This window comes from Cutibacterium avidum ATCC 25577, assembly GCF_000227295.1.
Classification (GTDB): Bacteria; Actinomycetota; Actinomycetes; order Propionibacteriales; family Propionibacteriaceae; genus Cutibacterium; species Cutibacterium avidum.
Map to the genome: position 1 here is coordinate 513,624 of NZ_JH165054.1, position 19,347 is coordinate 532,970.

General features: G+C 62.6%; 14 protein-coding genes and 1 pseudogene. 5 read left to right on the top strand and 10 right to left on the bottom strand.

The window, feature by feature from the left end; all coding sequences use genetic code 11:
• Positions 1-312 carry a 30S ribosomal protein S10 gene (gene rpsJ, locus HMPREF9153_RS02330; RefSeq protein WP_002514870.1) on the bottom strand — a complete coding sequence of 104 codons (312 nt, stop codon included), beginning with the start codon at positions 310-312 and terminating at the stop codon, positions 1-3.
• Between the two features lie 560 nt (positions 313-872).
• Between rpsJ and HMPREF9153_RS02335 the strand changes: the two genes are divergently transcribed.
• The gene (locus HMPREF9153_RS02335; RefSeq protein WP_004809057.1) at positions 873-2,795 is read left to right on the top strand and encodes a 6-carboxyhexanoate--CoA ligase; all 1,923 of its coding nucleotides are present in this window, start codon (positions 873-875) and stop codon (positions 2,793-2,795) included.
• Here the strand turns inward: HMPREF9153_RS02335 and HMPREF9153_RS02340 are convergent.
• Both HMPREF9153_RS02340 and gltX read right to left on the bottom strand, forming a co-directional pair.
• Positions 2,776-4,038: a hypothetical protein gene (locus HMPREF9153_RS02340; RefSeq protein WP_171023538.1), complete on the bottom strand. Its 1,263-nt coding sequence runs from the start codon at positions 4,036-4,038 to the stop codon at positions 2,776-2,778. The two genes, HMPREF9153_RS02335 and HMPREF9153_RS02340, sit on opposite strands and share 20 nt — an antisense overlap.
• Positions 4,039-4,435: 397 nt before the next feature.
• Positions 4,436-5,860 (bottom strand): glutamate--tRNA ligase, encoded by a 1,425-nt coding sequence (gene gltX, locus HMPREF9153_RS02345; protein WP_036979948.1) that lies wholly within the window; start codon positions 5,858-5,860, stop codon positions 4,436-4,438.
• Positions 5,861-5,988: 128 nt separating this feature from the next.
• Here gltX and HMPREF9153_RS02350 point away from each other — a divergent pair, with 128 nt between their 5' ends.
• The 3 genes from HMPREF9153_RS02350 to HMPREF9153_RS02360 all read left to right on the top strand — a co-directional run bounded on the left by HMPREF9153_RS02350 (position 5,989) and on the right by HMPREF9153_RS02360 (position 11,635).
• Entirely contained in the window at positions 5,989-7,701 is a 1,713-nt protein-coding gene (locus tag HMPREF9153_RS02350) for a glutamine--tRNA ligase/YqeY domain fusion protein (protein ID WP_004809060.1), read from the top strand.
• Between the two features lie 102 nt (positions 7,702-7,803).
• A complete protein-coding gene (locus HMPREF9153_RS02355; RefSeq protein WP_004809061.1) occupies positions 7,804-9,759 on the top strand; it encodes a bifunctional metallophosphatase/5'-nucleotidase in 1,956 nt (651 codons plus the stop codon).
• 214 nt (positions 9,760-9,973) lie between these two features.
• Positions 9,974-11,635, top strand: coding sequence for an alpha/beta hydrolase (locus tag HMPREF9153_RS02360; RefSeq protein ID WP_004809062.1), 1,662 nt, complete (start codon positions 9,974-9,976; stop codon positions 11,633-11,635).
• A 167-nt stretch (positions 11,636-11,802) separates the two neighbouring features.
• Here the strand turns inward: HMPREF9153_RS02360 and tuf are convergent, their stop codons facing one another.
• The 6 genes from tuf to HMPREF9153_RS12300 form a co-directional block, all read right to left on the bottom strand.
• On the bottom strand, positions 11,803-12,996 hold the full coding sequence (gene tuf, locus HMPREF9153_RS02365; RefSeq protein WP_004809063.1) for an elongation factor Tu: 1,194 nt from the start codon (positions 12,994-12,996) through the stop codon (positions 11,803-11,805).
• 730 nt (positions 12,997-13,726) lie between these two features.
• Positions 13,727-15,820 (bottom strand): elongation factor G, encoded by a 2,094-nt coding sequence (gene fusA / locus HMPREF9153_RS02370; protein ID WP_004809064.1) that lies wholly within the window; start codon positions 15,818-15,820, stop codon positions 13,727-13,729.
• A 132-nt stretch (positions 15,821-15,952) separates the two neighbouring features.
• Complete coding sequence (gene rpsG / locus HMPREF9153_RS02375) at positions 15,953-16,423, bottom strand: 30S ribosomal protein S7 (RefSeq protein ID WP_004809065.1); 471 nt, start codon at positions 16,421-16,423, stop codon at positions 15,953-15,955.
• Positions 16,424-16,426: 3 nt separating this feature from the next.
• Positions 16,427-16,798: a 30S ribosomal protein S12 gene (gene rpsL / locus HMPREF9153_RS02380; protein WP_004809066.1), complete on the bottom strand. Its 372-nt coding sequence runs from the start codon at positions 16,796-16,798 to the stop codon at positions 16,427-16,429.
• 333 nt (positions 16,799-17,131) lie between these two features.
• Positions 17,132-17,683 carry a hypothetical protein gene (locus HMPREF9153_RS13010; protein WP_023031883.1) on the bottom strand — a complete coding sequence of 184 codons (552 nt, stop codon included), beginning with the start codon at positions 17,681-17,683 and terminating at the stop codon, positions 17,132-17,134.
• 207 nt (positions 17,684-17,890) lie between these two features.
• Positions 17,891-18,052, bottom strand: coding sequence for a hypothetical protein (locus tag HMPREF9153_RS12300; protein ID WP_004809069.1), 162 nt, complete (start codon positions 18,050-18,052; stop codon positions 17,891-17,893).
• A 63-nt stretch (positions 18,053-18,115) separates the two neighbouring features.
• Here HMPREF9153_RS12300 and HMPREF9153_RS02390 point away from each other — a divergent pair, with 63 nt between their 5' ends.
• The gene (locus tag HMPREF9153_RS02390; protein ID WP_004809070.1) at positions 18,116-18,640 is read left to right on the top strand and encodes an EXLDI protein; all 525 of its coding nucleotides are present in this window, start codon (positions 18,116-18,118) and stop codon (positions 18,638-18,640) included.
• 18 nt (positions 18,641-18,658) lie between these two features.
• Here the strand turns inward: HMPREF9153_RS02390 and HMPREF9153_RS12560 are convergent.
• Positions 18,659-19,163 (bottom strand): annotated as a pseudogene (locus tag HMPREF9153_RS12560) (choice-of-anchor M domain-containing protein); the annotation flags it as partial.
• Positions 19,164-19,347 lie beyond the last annotated feature (184 nt).

Below are 19,347 nucleotides of genomic sequence, written 5' to 3' on the forward strand. Positions count from 1 at the left end.
TCACGGAAGCTTGATCTCGATGTCGACACCGGCCGGCAGATCGAGACGCATAAGCGAATCGACCGTCTTCGGGGTCGGCTCGAGAATGTCGATGAGCCGCTTGTGGGTGCGCATCTCAAAGTGCTCGCGGCTGTCCTTGTACTTGTGGGGCGAACGGATCACACAGAAAACGTTCTTCTCGGTCGGCAGCGGCACCGGGCCGGCGACCTTGGCACCCGTGCGGGTCACCGTGTCGACGATCTTGCGCGCCGACGAGTCGATGACCTCGTGGTCGTAGGCCCGCAGCCTGATGCGGATCTTTTGTCCCGCCACAGTTGTTCCTTCTACTCGTCTCTGCCGCGTCCAAGATTCCCTGACATGGGAGTCCGGTACGCCCAGAGGGTTCCGGCGTGAGGAGCGAACTCCTCATTGGTCCCAACCTGACGGTTTCCAACTGGTGTGAAAACCGGGAGGTCACATCACCCCTCCCCGACCCACGCGCTCGGGCGTGTCGCGCATCACAAGCCGCAGGACGCCCACCGCTCACCAGTCATCAAGGACCCCGTGAACACTGTGGATTTGTCTGCCGGCTTCCGATGCTGACCCGCTCCCGTGGGCCCGGCAGCGGACTCACCTTGGTGGTGACACCTCTGCCGTCGGGCTTCAGTGGCCGGGCTCGACCTCAAGGGTCAGGAGCGTGACGCACTGCAGCCCCGTTCGGAGCAACTTGTACAGTCTGTCACCGATGAACCAGCAAGGCAAATTGGAATGACGACCCTCTCCGGACCCCGGGAATTGAATGGTGTTCAATATTGAGCGGTCGCCAACGCCGAGGAGTCATCATGTCAGATCCATCGCAAACACCTACTGCCACGCCTTGGTGGAGTGTGCGGATGCGCGCGACCGGAGTCCTCGACGGGGAGCCGTACCACGTCAGCGGAGCCGAGTCGCTGGTGTCTCCGGACATGATCGGGCAGACGTTGACGGGGCTCACCCATCGCGCGCTCTCCCCTGGTCACACCGTCGAGGCTCGGCAGGTGCGACTCAGCCTGGATCAGCTCGACGTCGATCCCGCTGTCATCCCTATCCTGCCCGCAGACATCAACGAATGTATCGACATCGACTCCGCACATCACCACTTCCTTGACGTCTTGTCCCGATTCGTGCCCAACCCGGAGCAGGTCATGCGCATTCTCACCGCCGGACCAACGATGCGTGGGGCCGCCATGGTCGAGGTGGGCAGCGGACGACGGTTGGAAACCGATCCCTTACGTGGCGTTCGTGTGACTCGATTCGGGGATCTCACGGAATCTGCCCCGGGAACATCCTTGGCTCACAAGAGGCACCACCATGAAGCGGTCCTCCTCGCGAGCAAGGTTGCTGCTGCACCCGGAGTTCTCGCGGAACTCTGCATCTCCGACGATCCCCATTACACCCGTGGCTATGTCTGCGCCGACGGGGTGTACACAACGGTGACGAACGTCAAGGCCGATGGTGACCCCAACGGGGGGCGCGTCATTCTTGTCGACACCTCGTACGCGGATCCCGCCATGATCACGGACTGGTTGGAGAATCACCCCGTTCTCATCGGACCTGCCACCCACTCTCCCAGTACTCACACCACCGCGTCCTGGCATGACCACATTCGATCCCGTCTCGACTCGTGGCGGGCTTCCGGACTCGAGCGCCATCCACGCACCTTCTCGTCGTCTCAGGTTCCTGACGCCGTTACCACCGACGGTCCTGCCCTGCTGTTCTCGTCCTCTGATTACCTCGGCATGTCCACGGAGCCGGCCGTCCAGGAGGCCATGATCAACGTCGTCAGTGAGCTGGGATGCAGTTCTGGTGGCTCACGCCTCACGACAGGAACCTCGGTGGCACACCACCATGCTGAACATGAGATCGCCACCTGGTTGGGGTATCCCCAGGCAGTCCTCATGGCCAGCGGCTACCAGGCAAATGTCACGACCATGCAGCTGGTGGCAGGTCCTGACGTCACCGTCGTCTCCGATGCGGACAACCATGCCAGTCTCATCGACGGGTGTCGGTTGGCTCGGGCGCGCACGGTCGTCGTCCCTCATGCGGACCTCGATGCCATCGACCATGCCCTTGATCACGTCACCACCGAAAGAGCCATCGTGCTCACGGAGGGGGTCTACTCCATGGGAGGTGACGTCGCTCCCATTGCTGACCTCGTCCGGATCGCACGTCGTCACGGCGCTTTGACCATCGTTGACGACGCCCACGGGATAGGCACTGTCGGGCCCACCGGGCGTGGCGTCACCGAAGGTCTGCCCCAGGAACTGCGACCGGACGTCCTGCTGGGAACGGCCAGCAAGGCCCTGGGCGTCGAGGGCGGTTTCGTCTGCGTCTACGAGACCTTGGCAACGCTGATTCGAAACTGCGCACGAGGATACGTGTTCTCCAGCGCCCCCTCCCCCGCCGTCGTAGCTGCCGTGGCGGCATCCGTGCATCAGCTACGAACCGATGCCTCTCCCGTCCAGAGGCTCCAGACCACTGTGGCTCGCGCGCGCCGTGCACTCTTCGGGGCCGGGCTCATTCCCGCCCCTACAGCCAATGATCTCGGTCCGATCATCAGGGTTCCGGTGGGTCCCGAGGATCGTGCCGTCGCGGCGCAAGAGGAGTTGGCACGACGGGGCCTCATGGTCGTTGCGGTCCGTTACCCCGCCGTCGCGAAAGGCGACGCAATCCTACGTATCTGCCTGACGGCACGTCACACAGACGAGCACATCAGGATTCTCGTCGCGTCCCTCAGCGAGGTCCTCGACAGCACTCTCAACGACGCACCACGGTGACGTTCTTCGGGAGGTCATAATACTGATGCAGGCCATCGACGACGGATCCACGCTGTCCCGCGTAGTCGGGCAACCAGTCCGGGGCAGGTAACGCCTTCGGGACGACGACCGTGTCGCGCTCCCCGCGACGCGCCAGGTCTACCTGGGCATTTACCTGTCGCCAGACACTGCCGTTGATCGTCGCTCCCTGGAGCATCCCCCACGCTCCCTGCAGGCCGGTGCCCAGGCATGCCGCCGTAGCGATGGTAACCAGAACCATAGCGAGCTGCGACCCCGGTGTCGCAGCCGCGAGTCGTCCACCAGATTCCATGGATGAGGCACCGCCGTCAACCTGGTTCGTGCCTCTCTGCGCCAATCCGACAGCAGCCCATGTCCACACCAACGCACTCATGGTGAAGACCACCAGACTTAAAAAGGACGTTCGTCCCCCTGGGGACCCTTGAATCATCGGGAGCGCGTAATAACCAAACGCCGCGCCCGTCGAAACCCCCACCATGCAGCATCCCGGTATGCGAGCAACCATCACAGTGAGCACCACAAGGATCACCATCACGACGCTAAAGCACACTCCAACCAACAGCCCGGTGGCCGAAAGGTACAGTCGAATATCTCCAACGAGCTTTCGTCGCGCGAGCACCGTAACAACTCGCAGGCTGGTCGCGGCCAGCCCGACAGATGCCACACAGAACAGTGCGAGGAGGATACCGATGGCGCGGCGATGGAATCCGCGTTTCATAACCACCAGGCACATGACGATGACTGACAGCATGATCGCAAAGAACACGACCGGGTAATTTGTGAGCGAATGGCTGACGGAGTGGACGACGAACGACACCCGTTTGGGAATCTCGCCAGTTATTTTCGGGTACGGGTACGGCCCCCCAAGTCGACGGCTACGTGCCCATAAACCGGGCATTCCCATTCTCGCAGTATTTCCCGCGGCCACCATGACCAGCGCCACCGCCCACCGAGTAGTCCATTTCCCTGCGGGTGTGATGAGCGCCATCGCGACGATTGCCCCGACGATTCCCGGCGCATTCAATTCATGATGAATACTTGCCACATAGGACAGCGCCACCGCCACCCACAAAACCCAGCCGTGGTCAACGTTCGGCCCCCGCTGGGACCACAGCAGGAGGATGGATACGATCCCGAGCGCTAAGCCCCACATGTAGCCGATGTTCGCAGCTATGAACATGATCGTGTCCCCACCCATGTTTGGCTCGATACCAATCAGGGTCATCGGCACGAGAAATGCACCTACGCCTGCCAACAAGTCAACACCGGGAGACACCACTCCCCGTAGATCCCGGATGAGGGCCCGCATCATGAGCCACAGTGCCAGCGACGTTGACAGGGATGAGAGCACGAGGGGAACACGAATCCATCCACCCATCGCCATGACGAGTTGCACCATCATGTCCGAGAAACGGCCATTACGCCCACCCAGATCGTATACGGTGAGCCGTGCAAAATCCGCCCAGTCGATACGACCGCTGGGAGTGCCAGATCGGGTGGCGAAATACAGATCATCGATATCCCACACAGGTGTCCGCCACACCAACGCCCAATAACAGGTGACGAGCACCCAGAACCACACTATTGGACGTCGCAGGAGCCCAGGCCTCGTCTCATCGTGTTCAATCACTACTCTGCTCTATCTCAGCCTCAAACCGCTCCATACGACGAAGAGTCGACCCCTTGCCGAGAATCTCCATGGCCTCGAACAGTGGCGGGGACACCCGCGAACCGGTGACGGCGACGCGGATCGGGGCGAAGGCGAGACGCGGCTTGATACCCATCTCGTCGCAGAGCTTGGTGCGCAGCGCCACCTGGATGGCATCGGCGGAGAAATCGTCAAGCCCCTTGAGGACCTCGGTGGACGCCTGCTGGATCTCGTCGGCTCCTGTCTTGAGCTTGGCCACGGAATCCCCATCGAAGACCAGGGCGTCGTCGTCGATCAGCAGGAATGCCAGCTTCGGCAGTGCCTCCGACAGCAGCACCAGACGCTCACGAATGAGTGGCATCGCGGCATGGATGATCTCACGGTCCTCACACGTCAGATCACGGCCGAGCACCTCCTGGGCCTGACCGGTGCGATCGGCGTACTCGAGCACGCGATCGGTGAGGTCCTCGGCGTCAAGACTGCGGATGTACTGGCCGTTGAGCCAGTCAAGTTTGGTGACGTCGAAGACCGGCCCGCCAGTGGAGACGCTCGCCCAGTCGAAGCGGGACACGAAGGAGTCGAGGTCCTCCATCTCCTGACCCTCGGCGATCGTCGGGTATGCCAGCAGCTGCAGGAAGTTGCGCAGCGCCTCGGGCAGATAACCCTGCTCACGGAACCACATCAACCGAGCAGCCGGGTTCTTGCGCTTGGAGATCTTGGACTTGTCGGTGTTGCGCAGCAGCGGCATGTGCGCGAACCTCGGCACCTCCCAGCCCAGCCACTTGTAGAGCAACAGGTGCTTCGGCGTCGAGGAGATCCACTCCTCACCACGAACGACCGTGTCGATGCCCATGAGATGGTCATCGACGACGACGGCCATGTGGTACGTCGGAAATCCGTCGGCCTTGAGGATGACCTGGTCATCGGGACGTGGGGCGTGGACCTTGCCGCGAATGAGATCGTCGAACTCCAGCTCGACGTCCTCAGGGATGAGCATGCGCACGACGGGTGTCTCGGTGAAACCCGGCAGCTTGGCCCGCTCCTCCTTGGACATGCCCAGACACATGCGGTCGTAACCGGTGTCCGGGGACTTCGCGGCCGCGCGCTCCTCGCGCAGTGCCTTGAGCCTCTCCTGGGAGCACCAGCAGCGGTAGGCGTGACCAGACTCGATGAGCTTGTCGACGAGCGGCTTGTAGGTGTCCAAACGCTCAGACTGCCGGTACGGTTCGTACGGTCCACCGACCCGCGGCGACTCATCGGGGGACAGGCCCAGCCAGTCAAGGGTCTCGTAGATCTGTTCCTCCGAACCCTCCACCAGACGGTTGCGGTCGGTGTCCTCGATGCGCAGCACGAACTGGCCGCCGGTGCGCTGTGCCCAAGCCTTGTCGAACAACGCCATGTAGGCCGTACCGACGTGAGGGTCTCCGGTGGGCGAGGGGGCGACGCGTGTGCGCGCGGGATGCAACTCAGTCATGATGCCTCGGAGTCTATCGGGAAGTACCGACAGACTCCGGTAAGGTTCCCGCCATGGCAGAACCCACTGGAACCCCGACTCCCGCCGCCCCGGCCGAGTCCGGCTCGGACTTCATTCATCAGGTCGTTCGCGCGGACAACGAACAGGGCACCTATGGAGGACGGGTCCAGACCCGGTTCCCACCCGAGCCCAATGGCTACCTGCACATTGGCCACGCCAAGGCCATTGTCACTGACTTCGGCGTCGCGGAGGACTTCGGCGGCATTTGCAACCTGCGTCTGGACGACACCAACCCGGGCACCGAGGAGGTTGAGTACGTCCAGTCGATCATCGAGGACATCGAGTGGCTCGGGTACTCCCCCGCCCACGTCGTCCACGCCTCCGACTACTTCGACAAGCTGTACGAGTGGGCCCAGTACCTCATCCGCGAGGACCTGGCCTACGTCGACGACCAGTCCCCCGAGACGATCCGCGAGCAGAAAGGCGGCTACGGCAAGCCGGGTATCGAGAGCCCCTACCGCGACCGTCCCGCAGCGGAATCACTCGACCTGCTCGAGCGGATGCGCAACGGCGAGTTCCCCGACGGCTCCCGCTGTCTGCGCGCCAAGATCGACATGCAGGCGGAGAACATGTGGCTGCGTGACCCGGTCATGTACCGCATCCGCCACCAGGCCCATCACTCGACCGCCACCACGTGGTGCATCTACCCCACCTATGACTGGGCCCACGGTCAGTCCGACGCCATAGAGGGTGTGACCCATTCGCTGTGCTCCCTGGAGTTCAACAGCCACCGCCCCCTCTACGACTGGTTCCTCGCCCATGTGCCGCTCGACGCCCCGGCCCCCAAGCAGCGCGAGTTCGCCCGTCTCGAACTGACCCACACCATCACCTCGAAGCGTCGCCTCAGGTCCCTTGTGACCGACGGCGTCGTCGACGGTTGGGACGACCCCCGCATGCCCACCCTGCGCGGGATGCGTCGTCGCGGCTACCCGGCTGCTGCCATCCGTGCCTTCTGCCAGGCCGTCGGTACCACCAAGAACAACTCCGTGAAGGCCATCGAGGAGTTCGAGTCCTTCGTGCGCCGCGAGCTCAACGCCACCACGCAGCGCCGCATGGCCGTCCTGCACCCGCTCAAACTGGTCCTGGACGGCTGGCCTACTGACGAGAACGGCAACCCGGTCGTCGAATGGTTCGAGCTCGTCAACAACCCGGAGAATCCTGATGACGGCACCCGGTGCGTCCCCTTCACCGGAGAGCTGTGGATCGAGGCCGACGACTTCCGCGAGGACCCGCCCCGCAAGTTCTTCCGCCTCTCCCCCGGTCGTGAGGTGCGTCTGCGTAGTGCCTACCTGGTGACGGCCACTGACGTCGTCAAGGACCCAGACGGCACCATCACCGAGGTTCACGCCAGCTATGACCCGGAGTCCCGCGGCGGCACCGCCCCCGACGGTCGCAAGGTGAAGTCGACGATGCACTGGGTGTCCGCCGCCCATGCCGTGCCGGTAACCGCGAACCTCTATGACCGTCTCTTCACCGCCGAGATTCCCGGATCGGAGAGCGGCGAGGCCCTCGACGACCTCAACCCGAACTCGCGCGAGACCCTCACCAACGTCATGGCCGAACCGGCCTTGGCCGAGGTGGCTCCCGGCGAGGTGGTGCAGTTCGAGCGGCTGGGGTATTTCGCGGCGGATCAGGACACCACGGTGTTCCACCGCACCGTTGGTCTGCGTGACGAATGGGCCCAGCTGCAGAGGCGTCAGGGCTGACCAGGTGTTGTTGACGGTGGTAATCATCAAATTGTCACCCGTCCGTCACTTCATTCGGCAAGGATGGTACCGCTTTCCCATCCCGTTGGAAGGACACCATCCATGCATGACAACCCACTTGGTACGAACCTGTCGCGTCGCGCCGTGCTGGTCGGCACCCTGGGGACAGGGCTCGCGATGACTGCTGTCGGGAATTCCTTCGCGTCGCCGTCGACGTCTTCCGCTCCCGCCACCGCAGGCTCTGCTGCCGGTGCCGCAACGCTGACGGTGCTCGCCACCACCGACATCCACGGTCACGTCTACGACTGGGACTACTTCGCCGACGCTCCCTACCCGCCGTCGGACAAGGGTCGGTCCTCGGCTCCGTTGGGCGTGAGTCGGGTGGCCACCATCGTCAAGCAGCTCCGCGCCGAGAAGGGTGCCGACTCCGTCGTCACGCTCGACAACGGTGACACCATCCAGGGCACCCCGCTGACCTACCTCTCTGCCAAGCAGCCCGAGAAACTTGGCCGCACCGAGGTCATGGCCCGCGCATTCAACCTCGTTGGTTATGACGCGGCCAACATCGGCAACCACGAGTTCAACTACGGACTCAAGGAACTCAACCGCTACAAGAACGACCTCGACGCCCCACTGCTGTGCGCCAACGTCATCGACCTCAAGACCGGCAAGCCGCTGACCCAGGGCACCCTCATGCTCACCAAGACCGTCGACGGCCACCAGGTCAAGGTCGGCGTCGTCGCCGTCACCACCCCTGGCTCGATGGTCTGGGACAAGGCGAACCTCACTGGCAAGGTCGACATCGCTGACCCGGTCAAGACCGCTGCGAAGTGCTCGGTCACACTGCGCAAAGAAGGGGCTGACGTCGTTGTCGTCCTCGTCCACGCCGGACTGTCGGAGGACCAGGCCGCCCCGGTCTACAAGGGTCTGCCAGAGAACAATGCCACCGTCCTGGCCAAGTCCGTTCCCGAGGTCGACCTCGTCGTCATCGGTCACACCCACCAGGACGACCCGGTCGAGATCGTCGACGGCATCTCGGGCCACAAGGTCGTCATCACCCAGCCCGACTATTGGGCCCGTTCAGTCTCCCAGGTGACGATCCCGCTCGACTTCTCCGACGGCAAGGCCTCCGTGCTCCACGACAGGGTCACCGTGAAGCCGCGTTACACCCGTGACGTCGAGGAGGACAAGGAGTTCGCCTCTGACTCCGAGCTGCAGGCCGGCCACAAGGCCACCGTCAAGTACGTCAACTCCGTCGTCGCCACCTCGACGACGAAGCTGACCACCGAGCGCTCGATGGTTGAGGACACCCCGATCCTCGACTTCATCGGCAAGGTCGAGGCCGACACCGTCGCCAAGGCGATCAAGGGTGGCAAGTACGACGGTATTCCGGTCATCGCCCAGGTCTCGCCGTTCTCACGCACCGCTGCCTTCCCGAAAGGCGATGTCAAGATCAAGGACATCGCTGGCCTGTACGTCTTCGACAACACACTGGCGGGCATCCTGCTCACCGGCAAACAACTCAAGGACTACCTGGAGTACTCCGCGAAGTACTTCAAGCAGGTCAAGAAGGGCGCCATCGTCAACCCGGCTCCGGCCAGCGAGGGCGGCGACACCCAGGCTGACTACCAGGGCAAGCCGGTGTGGGACTACAACTACGACGCCGTCACCGGTGTCAAGTACTCCATCGACGTCTCCAAGCCGGTGGGCAAGCGCATCCTGGGCCTGTCCTGGCAGGGCCAGCCGGTCGCCGACGACCAGAAGTTCGTCCTGGCCATCAACAACTACCGCATGAGCGGTGGCGGCGCCTACCCGCACGTCGCGGAGGCCCCGGTCGTCTGGGACGAGATCCTCGAGATCCGTCAGCTGCTCATCGACACCGCCTCGAAGATGAAGACCATCGATCCGAAGGACTTCTTCGATCGCAACTGGTTCCTCACCACGACTGGGGAGACCTGGCCGGCCACGGGCAAGCCCGGCGACGACACCAAGCCCGGCAACGGCTTCAAGCCCGGTTCCGGCGATCGTCCGACCACGTTGCCGCGCACCGGCGTCTGACCGGTTCCGACAACAGTTGAGCCTCGGCCCACCCGACTTGGTGGGCCGAGGCCCTTCTTGTCCTCACGACGTGGAAGAGTGTCCCGTGGCATCTGGCGAGGGCAACCTTCACCACTGACAATGAAAGGACGCAGCGCTGACAACCCAAATCGTTCCACGGAATCCCAGGCATGGACTCCCGGCTCGGCTGGGCAACCGACGTTGGCCGGCAAGGGTGCTGCGCCGTGCCAGCATTGCTGGCCTCGTCTTCGCCCTTTTCGGTCTGTGGACCGCCCTGACACCGTCCTTGGTCCCCCGGACCTGGTGGATGGTGGCCGTCAACGTGTGGTTGTCGACCCTTCTCGCCTATGGGGTCGGAGGGCTCATCGGGCGGATTTCCCGGTGGTTAGCTGAGATCACGCGCTTGCAGGTGATGATCTCAACTCACGCGGTCCGGGGCATCCGACGTAGCTGGTACGCCATTCTCGCCCTGATATCGCTGTGGATGTTCATGTGGTGCACGAGACAGCAGAAGCACGTCTCAGAGGAAGTCGGTCTGCCACGGAAGGTCTGGGTCGCGCAGACCGTTGGCGTGTTCACGGGGCTGATCCTCTTCACCGCGACGGTACTGCTCATCCGCCTCATCGCTCATGGCATCCGAAATCTGTACACCGGCGTACACCGTCTCATCGCCCAGCCGGTACTGGCAATTGTCGTCGTGGTGCTGAGCATCTCACTCCTGCTCTGGGCCACGAACAACGTCATCGTCAGGACGACGGCCAACGGTGTTGCCCACGTCATGGCTGAAACCAATGCGCAGACGGCCGCCGGACGGAAACCCCCGACGTCGCCCCTTCGGTCCGGGTCCCCCGCCTCGCTTCAGACCTGGGACAGCCTGGGCCGGGAGGGCAAGGACGCCGTCACTGACGGCCCCGACGCCGCCATGATCGGAAAGGTCACCGGTCAGTCGGCCAAGGAGCCCATCCGCGTCTACGCCGGGCTCAATTCCCGTCGCGACTACGTCGCCGAGGCGAATGGCGTTCTCGCCGAGCTCATCCGTACCGGGGCGTTCCATCGCAAGGTGCTCGTCGTCCAGAACGGCACCGGGTCCGGCTGGATCGAGGAGTGGTCGGTGTCGGCCGTGGAGTATCTCACCGGCGGTGACTGCGCGACGGCCACGATGCAGTACTCGTACCTGGGCAGCGTCGGGGCCTTCCTCCTGGACCGCGAATCTCCCAAGGAAGGTGCCCAGGCCCTGTTCAGCGTCATCCACGACTACTGGGCCACCCTGGCCCCCGAAACTCGTCCGAAGCTCTACACGAGCGGTGTGTCCCTGGGCTCTTACGGTGGTCAGTCCGCCTTCCCATCCATCGACGACATGATCGCCAAGGTTGACGGCGCCGTGTGGGTCGGAACCCCCGGGTTCACGCCGATCTGGAAGAATTTGGAGGCGAACCGACGAGAGGGTTCCCCCGCCATCGTCCCCGTGATCGACGGTGGCCGAATCGTGAGGTTCATGGGTAGTCCCGGCGAGATCTACCACGATCATTGGGGAGCCGCCTATCCTCCTTGGTCAGCCCACACACGCATCGCCTATGTACAGCACCCGTCCGATCCGGTGACGTGGTGGTCCCCCGAGATGATCTGGTCAGAGCCCGACTGGATGCGCGAGCGCGCTGGAGACGACGTCAATCCCCACATTCAGTGGACGCCATGGTCGAGTTTCTGGCAGGTCACGGCCGACATGGCCTTGTCGACGACTCCGCCTGGTGGGCATGGGCACAACTACCACAGCGAATTCATCCCCATTTGGTCGGCAGTCCTCGGCATTCACTGCGATCGTCACACCATGGATGCCATCGCGAAGGCGATCCCCAAGACCTCAGCTCCTCGGTGATCGCCGCGTCTGTCGGGGCTGGTGCCGCGCTCCATCCCCTCGCAGCTGGTTGGTTGCCATGAATGTGCCCGATCTCCTCCACCCATACCCTAGACATGCAACTACCCTAAACATGCAACGAGGTCCGCCCCCTGTGGGGACGGACCTCGTCAAAATCTCAGATCACATCACTTGATGATCTTGGTGACACGACCGGCACCAACGGTGCGACCGCCCTCACGGATGGCGAACTTGAGCTGCTCCTCCATGGCGATCGGGTGGATCAGGTGGACGGTCATGTCGGTGTTGTCACCAGGCATAACCATCTCGGTGCCCTCGGGGAGCTCAACAGTGCCAGTCACGTCCGTGGTGCGGAAGTAGAACTGGGGGCTGTAGTGCGAGAAGAACGGCTTGTGACGGCCACCCTCATCCTTCTTCAGAACGTAGACCTGGCCCTCGAAGTCGGTGTGCGGGGTGGTGGAACCGGGCTTGCAGAGGACCATGCCGCGAACGACATCCTCCTTCTTGGTGCCACGGAGCAGAATGCCGACGTTCTCACCAGCGCGACCCTCGTCGAGGATCTTGCGGAACATCTCGACGCCGGTGACGGTGGTCTTCTGAATCTTGTCGTGGATACCGACGATCTCGACCTCCTCGCTGGTCTTGACGACGCCGCGCTCAACACGACCGGTGACAACGGTGCCACGACCGGTGATGGTGAAGACGTCCTCAATCGGCATGAGGAAGGGCTTGTCGAGGTCACGCTCAGGCTGCGGGACGTACTCATCCACGGCGTCCATGAGGTCGAGGATCGACTGAGTCCACTTCTCGTCACCCTGAAGGGCCTGGAAGGCGGAGATGCGAACGATCGGGCAGTTGTCGCCGTCGAAGTCCTGCGAGGTCAGCAGCTCGCGAACCTCCATCTCGACGAGCTCGATGAGCTCCTCGTCGTCGACCATGTCGCACTTGTTGAGGGCGACGACGATGGCCGGCACGCCCACCTGGCGGGCGAGCAGGACGTGCTCACGAGTCTGGGGCATCGGGCCGTCGGTGGCGGCGACCACGAGGATGGCGCCGTCCATCTGGGCAGCACCAGTGATCATGTTCTTGACGTAGTCAGCGTGACCGGGGCAGTCAACGTGAGCATAGTGACGTTTCTCGGTCTGGTACTCGATGTGAGCGATCGAGATCGTGATGCCGCGCTGACGCTCCTCGGGAGCCTTGTCGATCTGGTCGAACGGCGACTCCTCGTTCAGCTCCGGGTACTTGTCGTGCAGCACCTTGGAGATCGCCGCGGTGAGGGTCGTCTTGCCGTGGTCGATGTGTCCGATGGTGCCGATGTTGCAGTGCGGCTTGGTCCGCTCGAACTTGGCCTTTGCCACTGGGGCTCCTTCTGGAATGTCGCCCGCTTGTGCACGGGACGCGTCATGTGGATATTCCTGGGAGGTTCCCAGGAACGTTTCTGGACGGGCCCCCGACCAGAGGTCAGGGAACTTGTCTTATTGTTCTGCAGTAGTCCGTGATAGTCAAACCAAGGGCGGCACGAGGCCCTAACTCCCTCGCCGTATCCATGAACAACAGCGGTGTGTCGAGCCAACTGACTCGGCGCACCGCCAACCAGAACCGCCACGAGCTACCCAATCCGTCAACTCGGAGCACGTACCGATTGATTCATATTTCATTCTTCGTCGCTTGCAGCAGCAGGTTCGCATAGGCGAAGCCGACGAACTCGGCCTAGGCCAGCGCTGCTCATCCCCAGAGCATTGGGGGTCGCAAGATCAAAGGCACGTGAGGGATGACCACGCCGTGTCGTCTTGAGCATCCGTTCCACCGCACCAAACCGATTGGGGCGTCCATCTGCCATGGCCACGCCGCCGAGCCTAGCCCGGGACCGTAAGTACAGCGCCACCGTTCCACGGAGTTCCGGGCTGTGGAAAGGGCTTCGAACTATCCTGTGGACCACCCTGGAGCCCGGCGCCAGAGGCGCCTGGGGCGGGTAGGAGGCGAGCTCGGAAGCTGAGGGGATTGACTCCGCAGGGTCATTCACGACAATCGGCCCGGTTCCACATATGTGGAACCGGGCCGATTCGTCAATCAGCTATAGCAGCAAGCTCACTTGCCTCCGTTGGCCGTGGCGATGATCTCGTCAGCAACGGTGGACGGGCACTCGCCGTAGGAGTCGAACTCCATCGAGTAGGTCGCCTGTCCGGAGGTCTTCGAGCGAAGGTCACCGACGTATCCGAACATCTCGGACAGCGGGACCAGGGCGCGCACGACCTTGTTTCCGTGCTCCTCGACCATTTCCTGGATCTGGCCACGACGGGAGTTGAGGTCGCCGATGACGGTACCGAGGTAGTCCTCGGGGGTGGTCACCTCAACGGCCATCAGCGGCTCGAGCAGACCCGGGTTCGCCTTGCGAGCGGCCTCCTTGAAGGCCATCGAACCGGCGATCTTGAAGGCCATCTCGGAGGAATCGACCTCGTGGTAGGCGCCGTCGAGCAGGGTGACCTTGACATCCTCGACCGGGTAGCCGGCGAGAACACCGAACTGCATCGACTCCTGGACACCAGCGTCGACCGATGGGATGTACTCCTTGGGGACGCGACCACCGGTAACGGCGTTGACGAACTCGTAGCCGAAGCCAGGCTCCTGGGGCTCGATCGCGATGATGACGCGGGCGAACTGACCAGAACCACCGGTCTGCTTCTTGTGCGTGTACTCGTACTTCTCGACCGGCTTGCGCAGGGTCTCGCGGTAGGCCACCTGCGGCTTGCCGATATTGGCCTCCACGTGGAACTCACGCTTCATGCGGTCGATGAAGACGTCCAGGTGGAGCTCGCCCATACCGGCGACGATGGTCTGTCCGGTCTCCTCGTCGGTGTGGACGCGGAAGGTCGGATCCTCCTCGACGAGACGCTGAATGGCGTTCGACAGCTTCTCCTGATCGGCCTTCGACTTCGGCTCGATGGCCTGCTCGATCACGGGAGCCGGGAAGGTCATCGACTCAAGGATGATCGGGTTGCTCGGGTCGCAGAGAGTCTCACCAGTGGTGGTGTCCTTGAGGCCCATGACGGCGCAGATCATGCCAGCACCGATGCTCTCGATCTCCTCACGCTTATTGGCGTGCATCTGGTAGATCTTGCCGATGCGCTCCTTCTTGCCCTTGGTACCGTTGAGCACCTGGTCGCCAGCGTGCATGACGCCGGAGTAGACGCGCACGAAGGTCAGCTTGCCCAGGTGCGGGTCAGAGGCAATCTTGAAGGCCAGGATCGACAGCGGCTCGTCGTCGGAGGGATGACGCTGCAGTTCGACGGACTCGTCACCAGGCTTGAAGCCGGAGATGGCCGGGACGTCGAGCGGGGAAGGCAGGTAGTCGACGATGGCGTCGAGCAGCGGCTGCACACCCTTGTTTTTGAACGAGGTGCCACAGGTGACTGCAGTGAAGGCGGAAGCCAGCACACCGCGACGAATGGCGGCCTTGAGCTGGTCGATGGTCACCGAGTCCGGATCCTCGAGGTAGAGCTCCATGAACTCCTCGTCGTTCTCGGCGACGGTCTCGAGCATCTCGGCACGAGCGGCCTCCGCCTCGTCCTTCATGTCGGCCGGGATCTCCTCGGTCTCATAATGAGCCCCGAGCTCAGTCTCGCCACGCCAGGTCTTGGCGTTCATCTCGACGAGGTCAACGATGCCCATGAACTTGTCCTCGGCACCGATCGGCAGCTGCAACAGAACCGGGATGGCGTGCAGACGATCCTTGATGGTCTGCACACAGTGATCGAAGGAAGCACCGGTGCGGTCAAGCTTGTTGACGTAGCAGATGCGCGGAACGCCGTACTTGGCGGCCTGACGCCACACAGTCATTGACTGCGGCTCGACGCCGGCGACACCGTCGAACACGGCGACAGCACCGTCCAGAACACGCAGGGAGCGCTCCACCTCAACGGTGAAGTCCACGTGTCCGGGGGTGTCAATGATGTTGATCTGGGTGTCGTGCCAGAAGGTGGTGGTCGCGGCGGAGGTAATGGTGATGCCGCGCTCCTGCTCCTGCTCCATCCAGTCCATGGTGGCGGCACCGTCGTGGACCTCACCGATCTTGTACGACTTACCGGTGTAGTAGAGGATGCGCTCGGTCGTCGTCGTCTTGCCGGCATCGATGTGGGCCATGATGCCGATGTTGCGAACCTTGCTCAGGTCAATTTTGGCCACTGTTCTTGACCTCGAATCTTGGAGTTAGTGGTCTTCGTATGATGCTCGACGCAGATGAACCTGCGGTGAACCGCGAGGTTTTCTGGGCTGGACGTGATGGTGCCCCCTTCCCGACGGAAAGGGGGCCAACAATCACCAGCGGTAGTGGGCGAAGGCGCGGTTGGCCTCAGCCATCTTGTGGGTGTCCTCACGGCGCTTCACGGAAGCACCGAGGCCGTTGGAGGCATCGAGGATCTCGTTCATGAGACGCTCAGCCATGGTCTTCTCACGACGCTCACGGGAGAAGGCAACCAGCCAACGCATGGCCAGGGTGGTCTGGCGAGCGGGCTTGACCTCGACCGGCACCTGATAGGTGGCACCGCCGACACGGCGGGACTTGACCTCCAGGGAGGGCTTGATGTTGTCGAGCGCGCGCTTGAGGGTCTGCACCGGATCGGTGTTGGTCTTGGCGCGGCAACCCTCGAGGGCGGTGTAAACGATGTTCTGGGCGACAGTCTTCTTGCCGTCGAGAAGGATCTTGCTCACGAGCTGGGAGACGAGAGGAGATCCGTAGACGGGATCGACCATCACTGGGCGCTTCGGCGCGGGTCCCTTACGAGGCATGGATCACTTCTCCTTCTTGGCGCCGTAACGGCTACGGGCCTGCTTGCGGCCCTTGACACCCTGGGTGTCAAGGGAGCCGCGGACGATCTTGTAACGCACACCCGGGAGGTCCTTCACACGACCGCCACGCACGAGCACCATCGAGTGCTCCTGGAGGTTGTGTCCGACACCGGGAATGTAGGCCGTGACCTCGATGCCCGACGACAGGCGCACACGGGCGACCTTTCGCAGAGCCGAGTTCGGCTTCTTCGGCGTCGTGGTGTACACACGGGTGCACACGCCACGACGTTGCGGCGAGCCCTTGAGGGCAGGCGTGTTGTTCTTGCTGATCTTGTCAGTGCGGCCCTTGCGGACCAGCTGCTGGATTGTAGGCACCGGCTGGTATCTCTTTCCGTCTGGTGGGTTCGGAATTCCCTGGCTGTGCACCCCTCCATCGCTGCGTCGGGATCACCGCTGCCCCTCGCTGCAGATTGGGAGTGCCGTGCGAACTCCGCACGGGCAGACCTTCTCGCAGCAACTCGAGTGGTCGTTTGTCGCCATGCCAGGGCACGCACAAGTATCCGGTCGAACCGGACACGCGTTAACAGGGTATCTCCCGGGTTTCAGGGGGTCAAACTCAGCGACGCTGCGAGGAGGCGCGCGGAGGGGCGCCACGAAACCCCATGGAGGTCAAACTCCACGGGTGAAAAGCGCTGCGTCCGCAGCTCCTCAGGCGCCCGTTCGAGGAAGGGCCGCCGGGCGAGACACAGGAGCACCCACGCCGCCCGCAGCCAGGAAGTTGCCATGGCTCTTGCCGTTGACCTGCCCCCTGATCGTTCCGTTGACGCTGAGGCTGCCCATGGCATGCATGGAGGGGAAGACGATCGGCGGGATGCTCACCGTCCCACCTTCAATCTTCGGCAGGACGATGGGACGTCCACTGACGTCGGGAAGGGTGATGGTGCCGCCCTTGACGTCGGGAAGGGTGATCGTTCCGCCCTTGATGGTCGGCAGGATGATGGGGCCAGCACTGACGTTCGGCAGGTAAACGGTGCCGCCACGAATCTCCGGAGGCACGATGCGGCGATGGTGAGGCGGCAGGCTGACGCCGACACTCACATGCACCGATGCACGATGAGTCGGGCGGGCGTCCGTAGTGACCCGGGACGTCGGAACGGGAACGGGAGCAACCTGGTGCGCACTTGCCCCCGGAGCCATCCCTACAAAAACGGCCAGTCCCAAGCATGCTGCAACCATCCCCGTCAGAACTGTTCGCTTCATCCCGCTATCCCCTCGTAACACAGCAAGCACCTTAGCAGGCGTACCACCGCAGTCTACGCCTCCAATCACACCTCGCCTGTCCGCCGTAGTACCGCACCGATCCGGCCGGTGTTCCAGACGGCTGATCAGTAAACCCGGCGGCAGCCTGGCTCCTCGACGCCCCTGCCGCCTGATCACCATGTTGGTCACCGACAGCCCAGGTGTAAGTCACAGGTTCAGAAACGACGGCCTCACCAGCAGAGATCGCAGCTTGCCGATCCCCTGCATGAACATGTAGACCCTTCCTGACCCCTTCACCTCGACAAAGTCGAGATCAATAGCACCGAAGTCAAGGGCAACGCCATTGGTGTCCCACCCCGAAGACAGCATGTCCTGTTGGTGTGCAGTACCCAGCAATCCTTACTTGAGCAGGGGTTGACGAACGCTACATATATGCGCATAGTTATGTACATGCCTAGTAGAAACGTGTACGTGTCGGAAGACGACGTGAGTCTATTCACCGAAGCCAGTGAGATCGCTGGCGGCCTATCAGCGGCCGTCGCGGAGGCGCTCCGCGACTACGTGAAGAAGCATCAGCGAGCGGCTGAGGGCTATGAGGAGATCGAGCTCGCGCTGCGCACTGACGGCGTCGACCACCGGGCGACCTTCATGGGACGGCGTCTGGTTCGCGTCAGGCAACCAGTTCCAGAAGGGACCCGCATCGACACCGTCTATCAGACGGCCAAGAACCAGCTGGCTGTCGCCACCAAGATTCAAAGGAAGCTACCCGACTGGACCGCGAGCCAGGAGAACATCTGGTCACACCCCGAGACCTGGGACCGCGACTTCTGGACCACTGGAGACAAGACGCTGGTCGTATACCCCGATACCGAGCGCCTGCGTCAGGCACACGCTGTTTTGGCTGAACGCGTTGAATCAGCCCTCTCCATCCCCCCTCTCGAAGTTCTGGACATATGACATGCTTTCTCCCGGAAGAGCCCCTTTGACAACCTCACACCTGTCATCGGCATGGACGGTGCCGAGCTTGACGTTCTCATTCTCCTCGAGAGAGTTACCAACGAGGACCATCGCGCCTGGACCAGTAATCGCAGTGAAATCAACCGGTAAGGCATTGAATCCGTTCTCTTTTAAAGCCCGAGGCGTTCCACCCTGGTTCGAACCATTCACCAGCTTCCTCACTGCCGGTTTAGTAGCCCTCGGGATACGATTCGCTCACTCCGGTAGGCTTTGTACTTTCCGTACATATCGGACTGGATCTGAAATTCGACATCGTTAGGGTCATACATCCGCGAGTGAAGCCGTCGTCCACACTTAACGACGGGGCTCCGGTATCGGTGGTGACATAGAACTCGTCCGTGTGATCTTTGCTTAAGGCAATCTTTGCGGCTGCCGCTCATGCCATCGGTGCGAGCACCGTGGCTGGCAGGGCTATGAAGACGGCCAGCACCACTGGCGCCAGCTGCTTCTTCTTAGTCCGCATACCACTTCTTTCCAACGAGATGGACAGCTCAGCCCGCAGGCGACTCCTGGTATCACTGCGCACCTCCGACGGACAAGCCGCGAGGACACTGCATGGCAGTGGGGGCCTCACGCTTCCTCCGCGTGAAGCGTCAAGGACAACGACACACCATGACCGACGTTCAGGCTTCATACAAAAGCCTCTC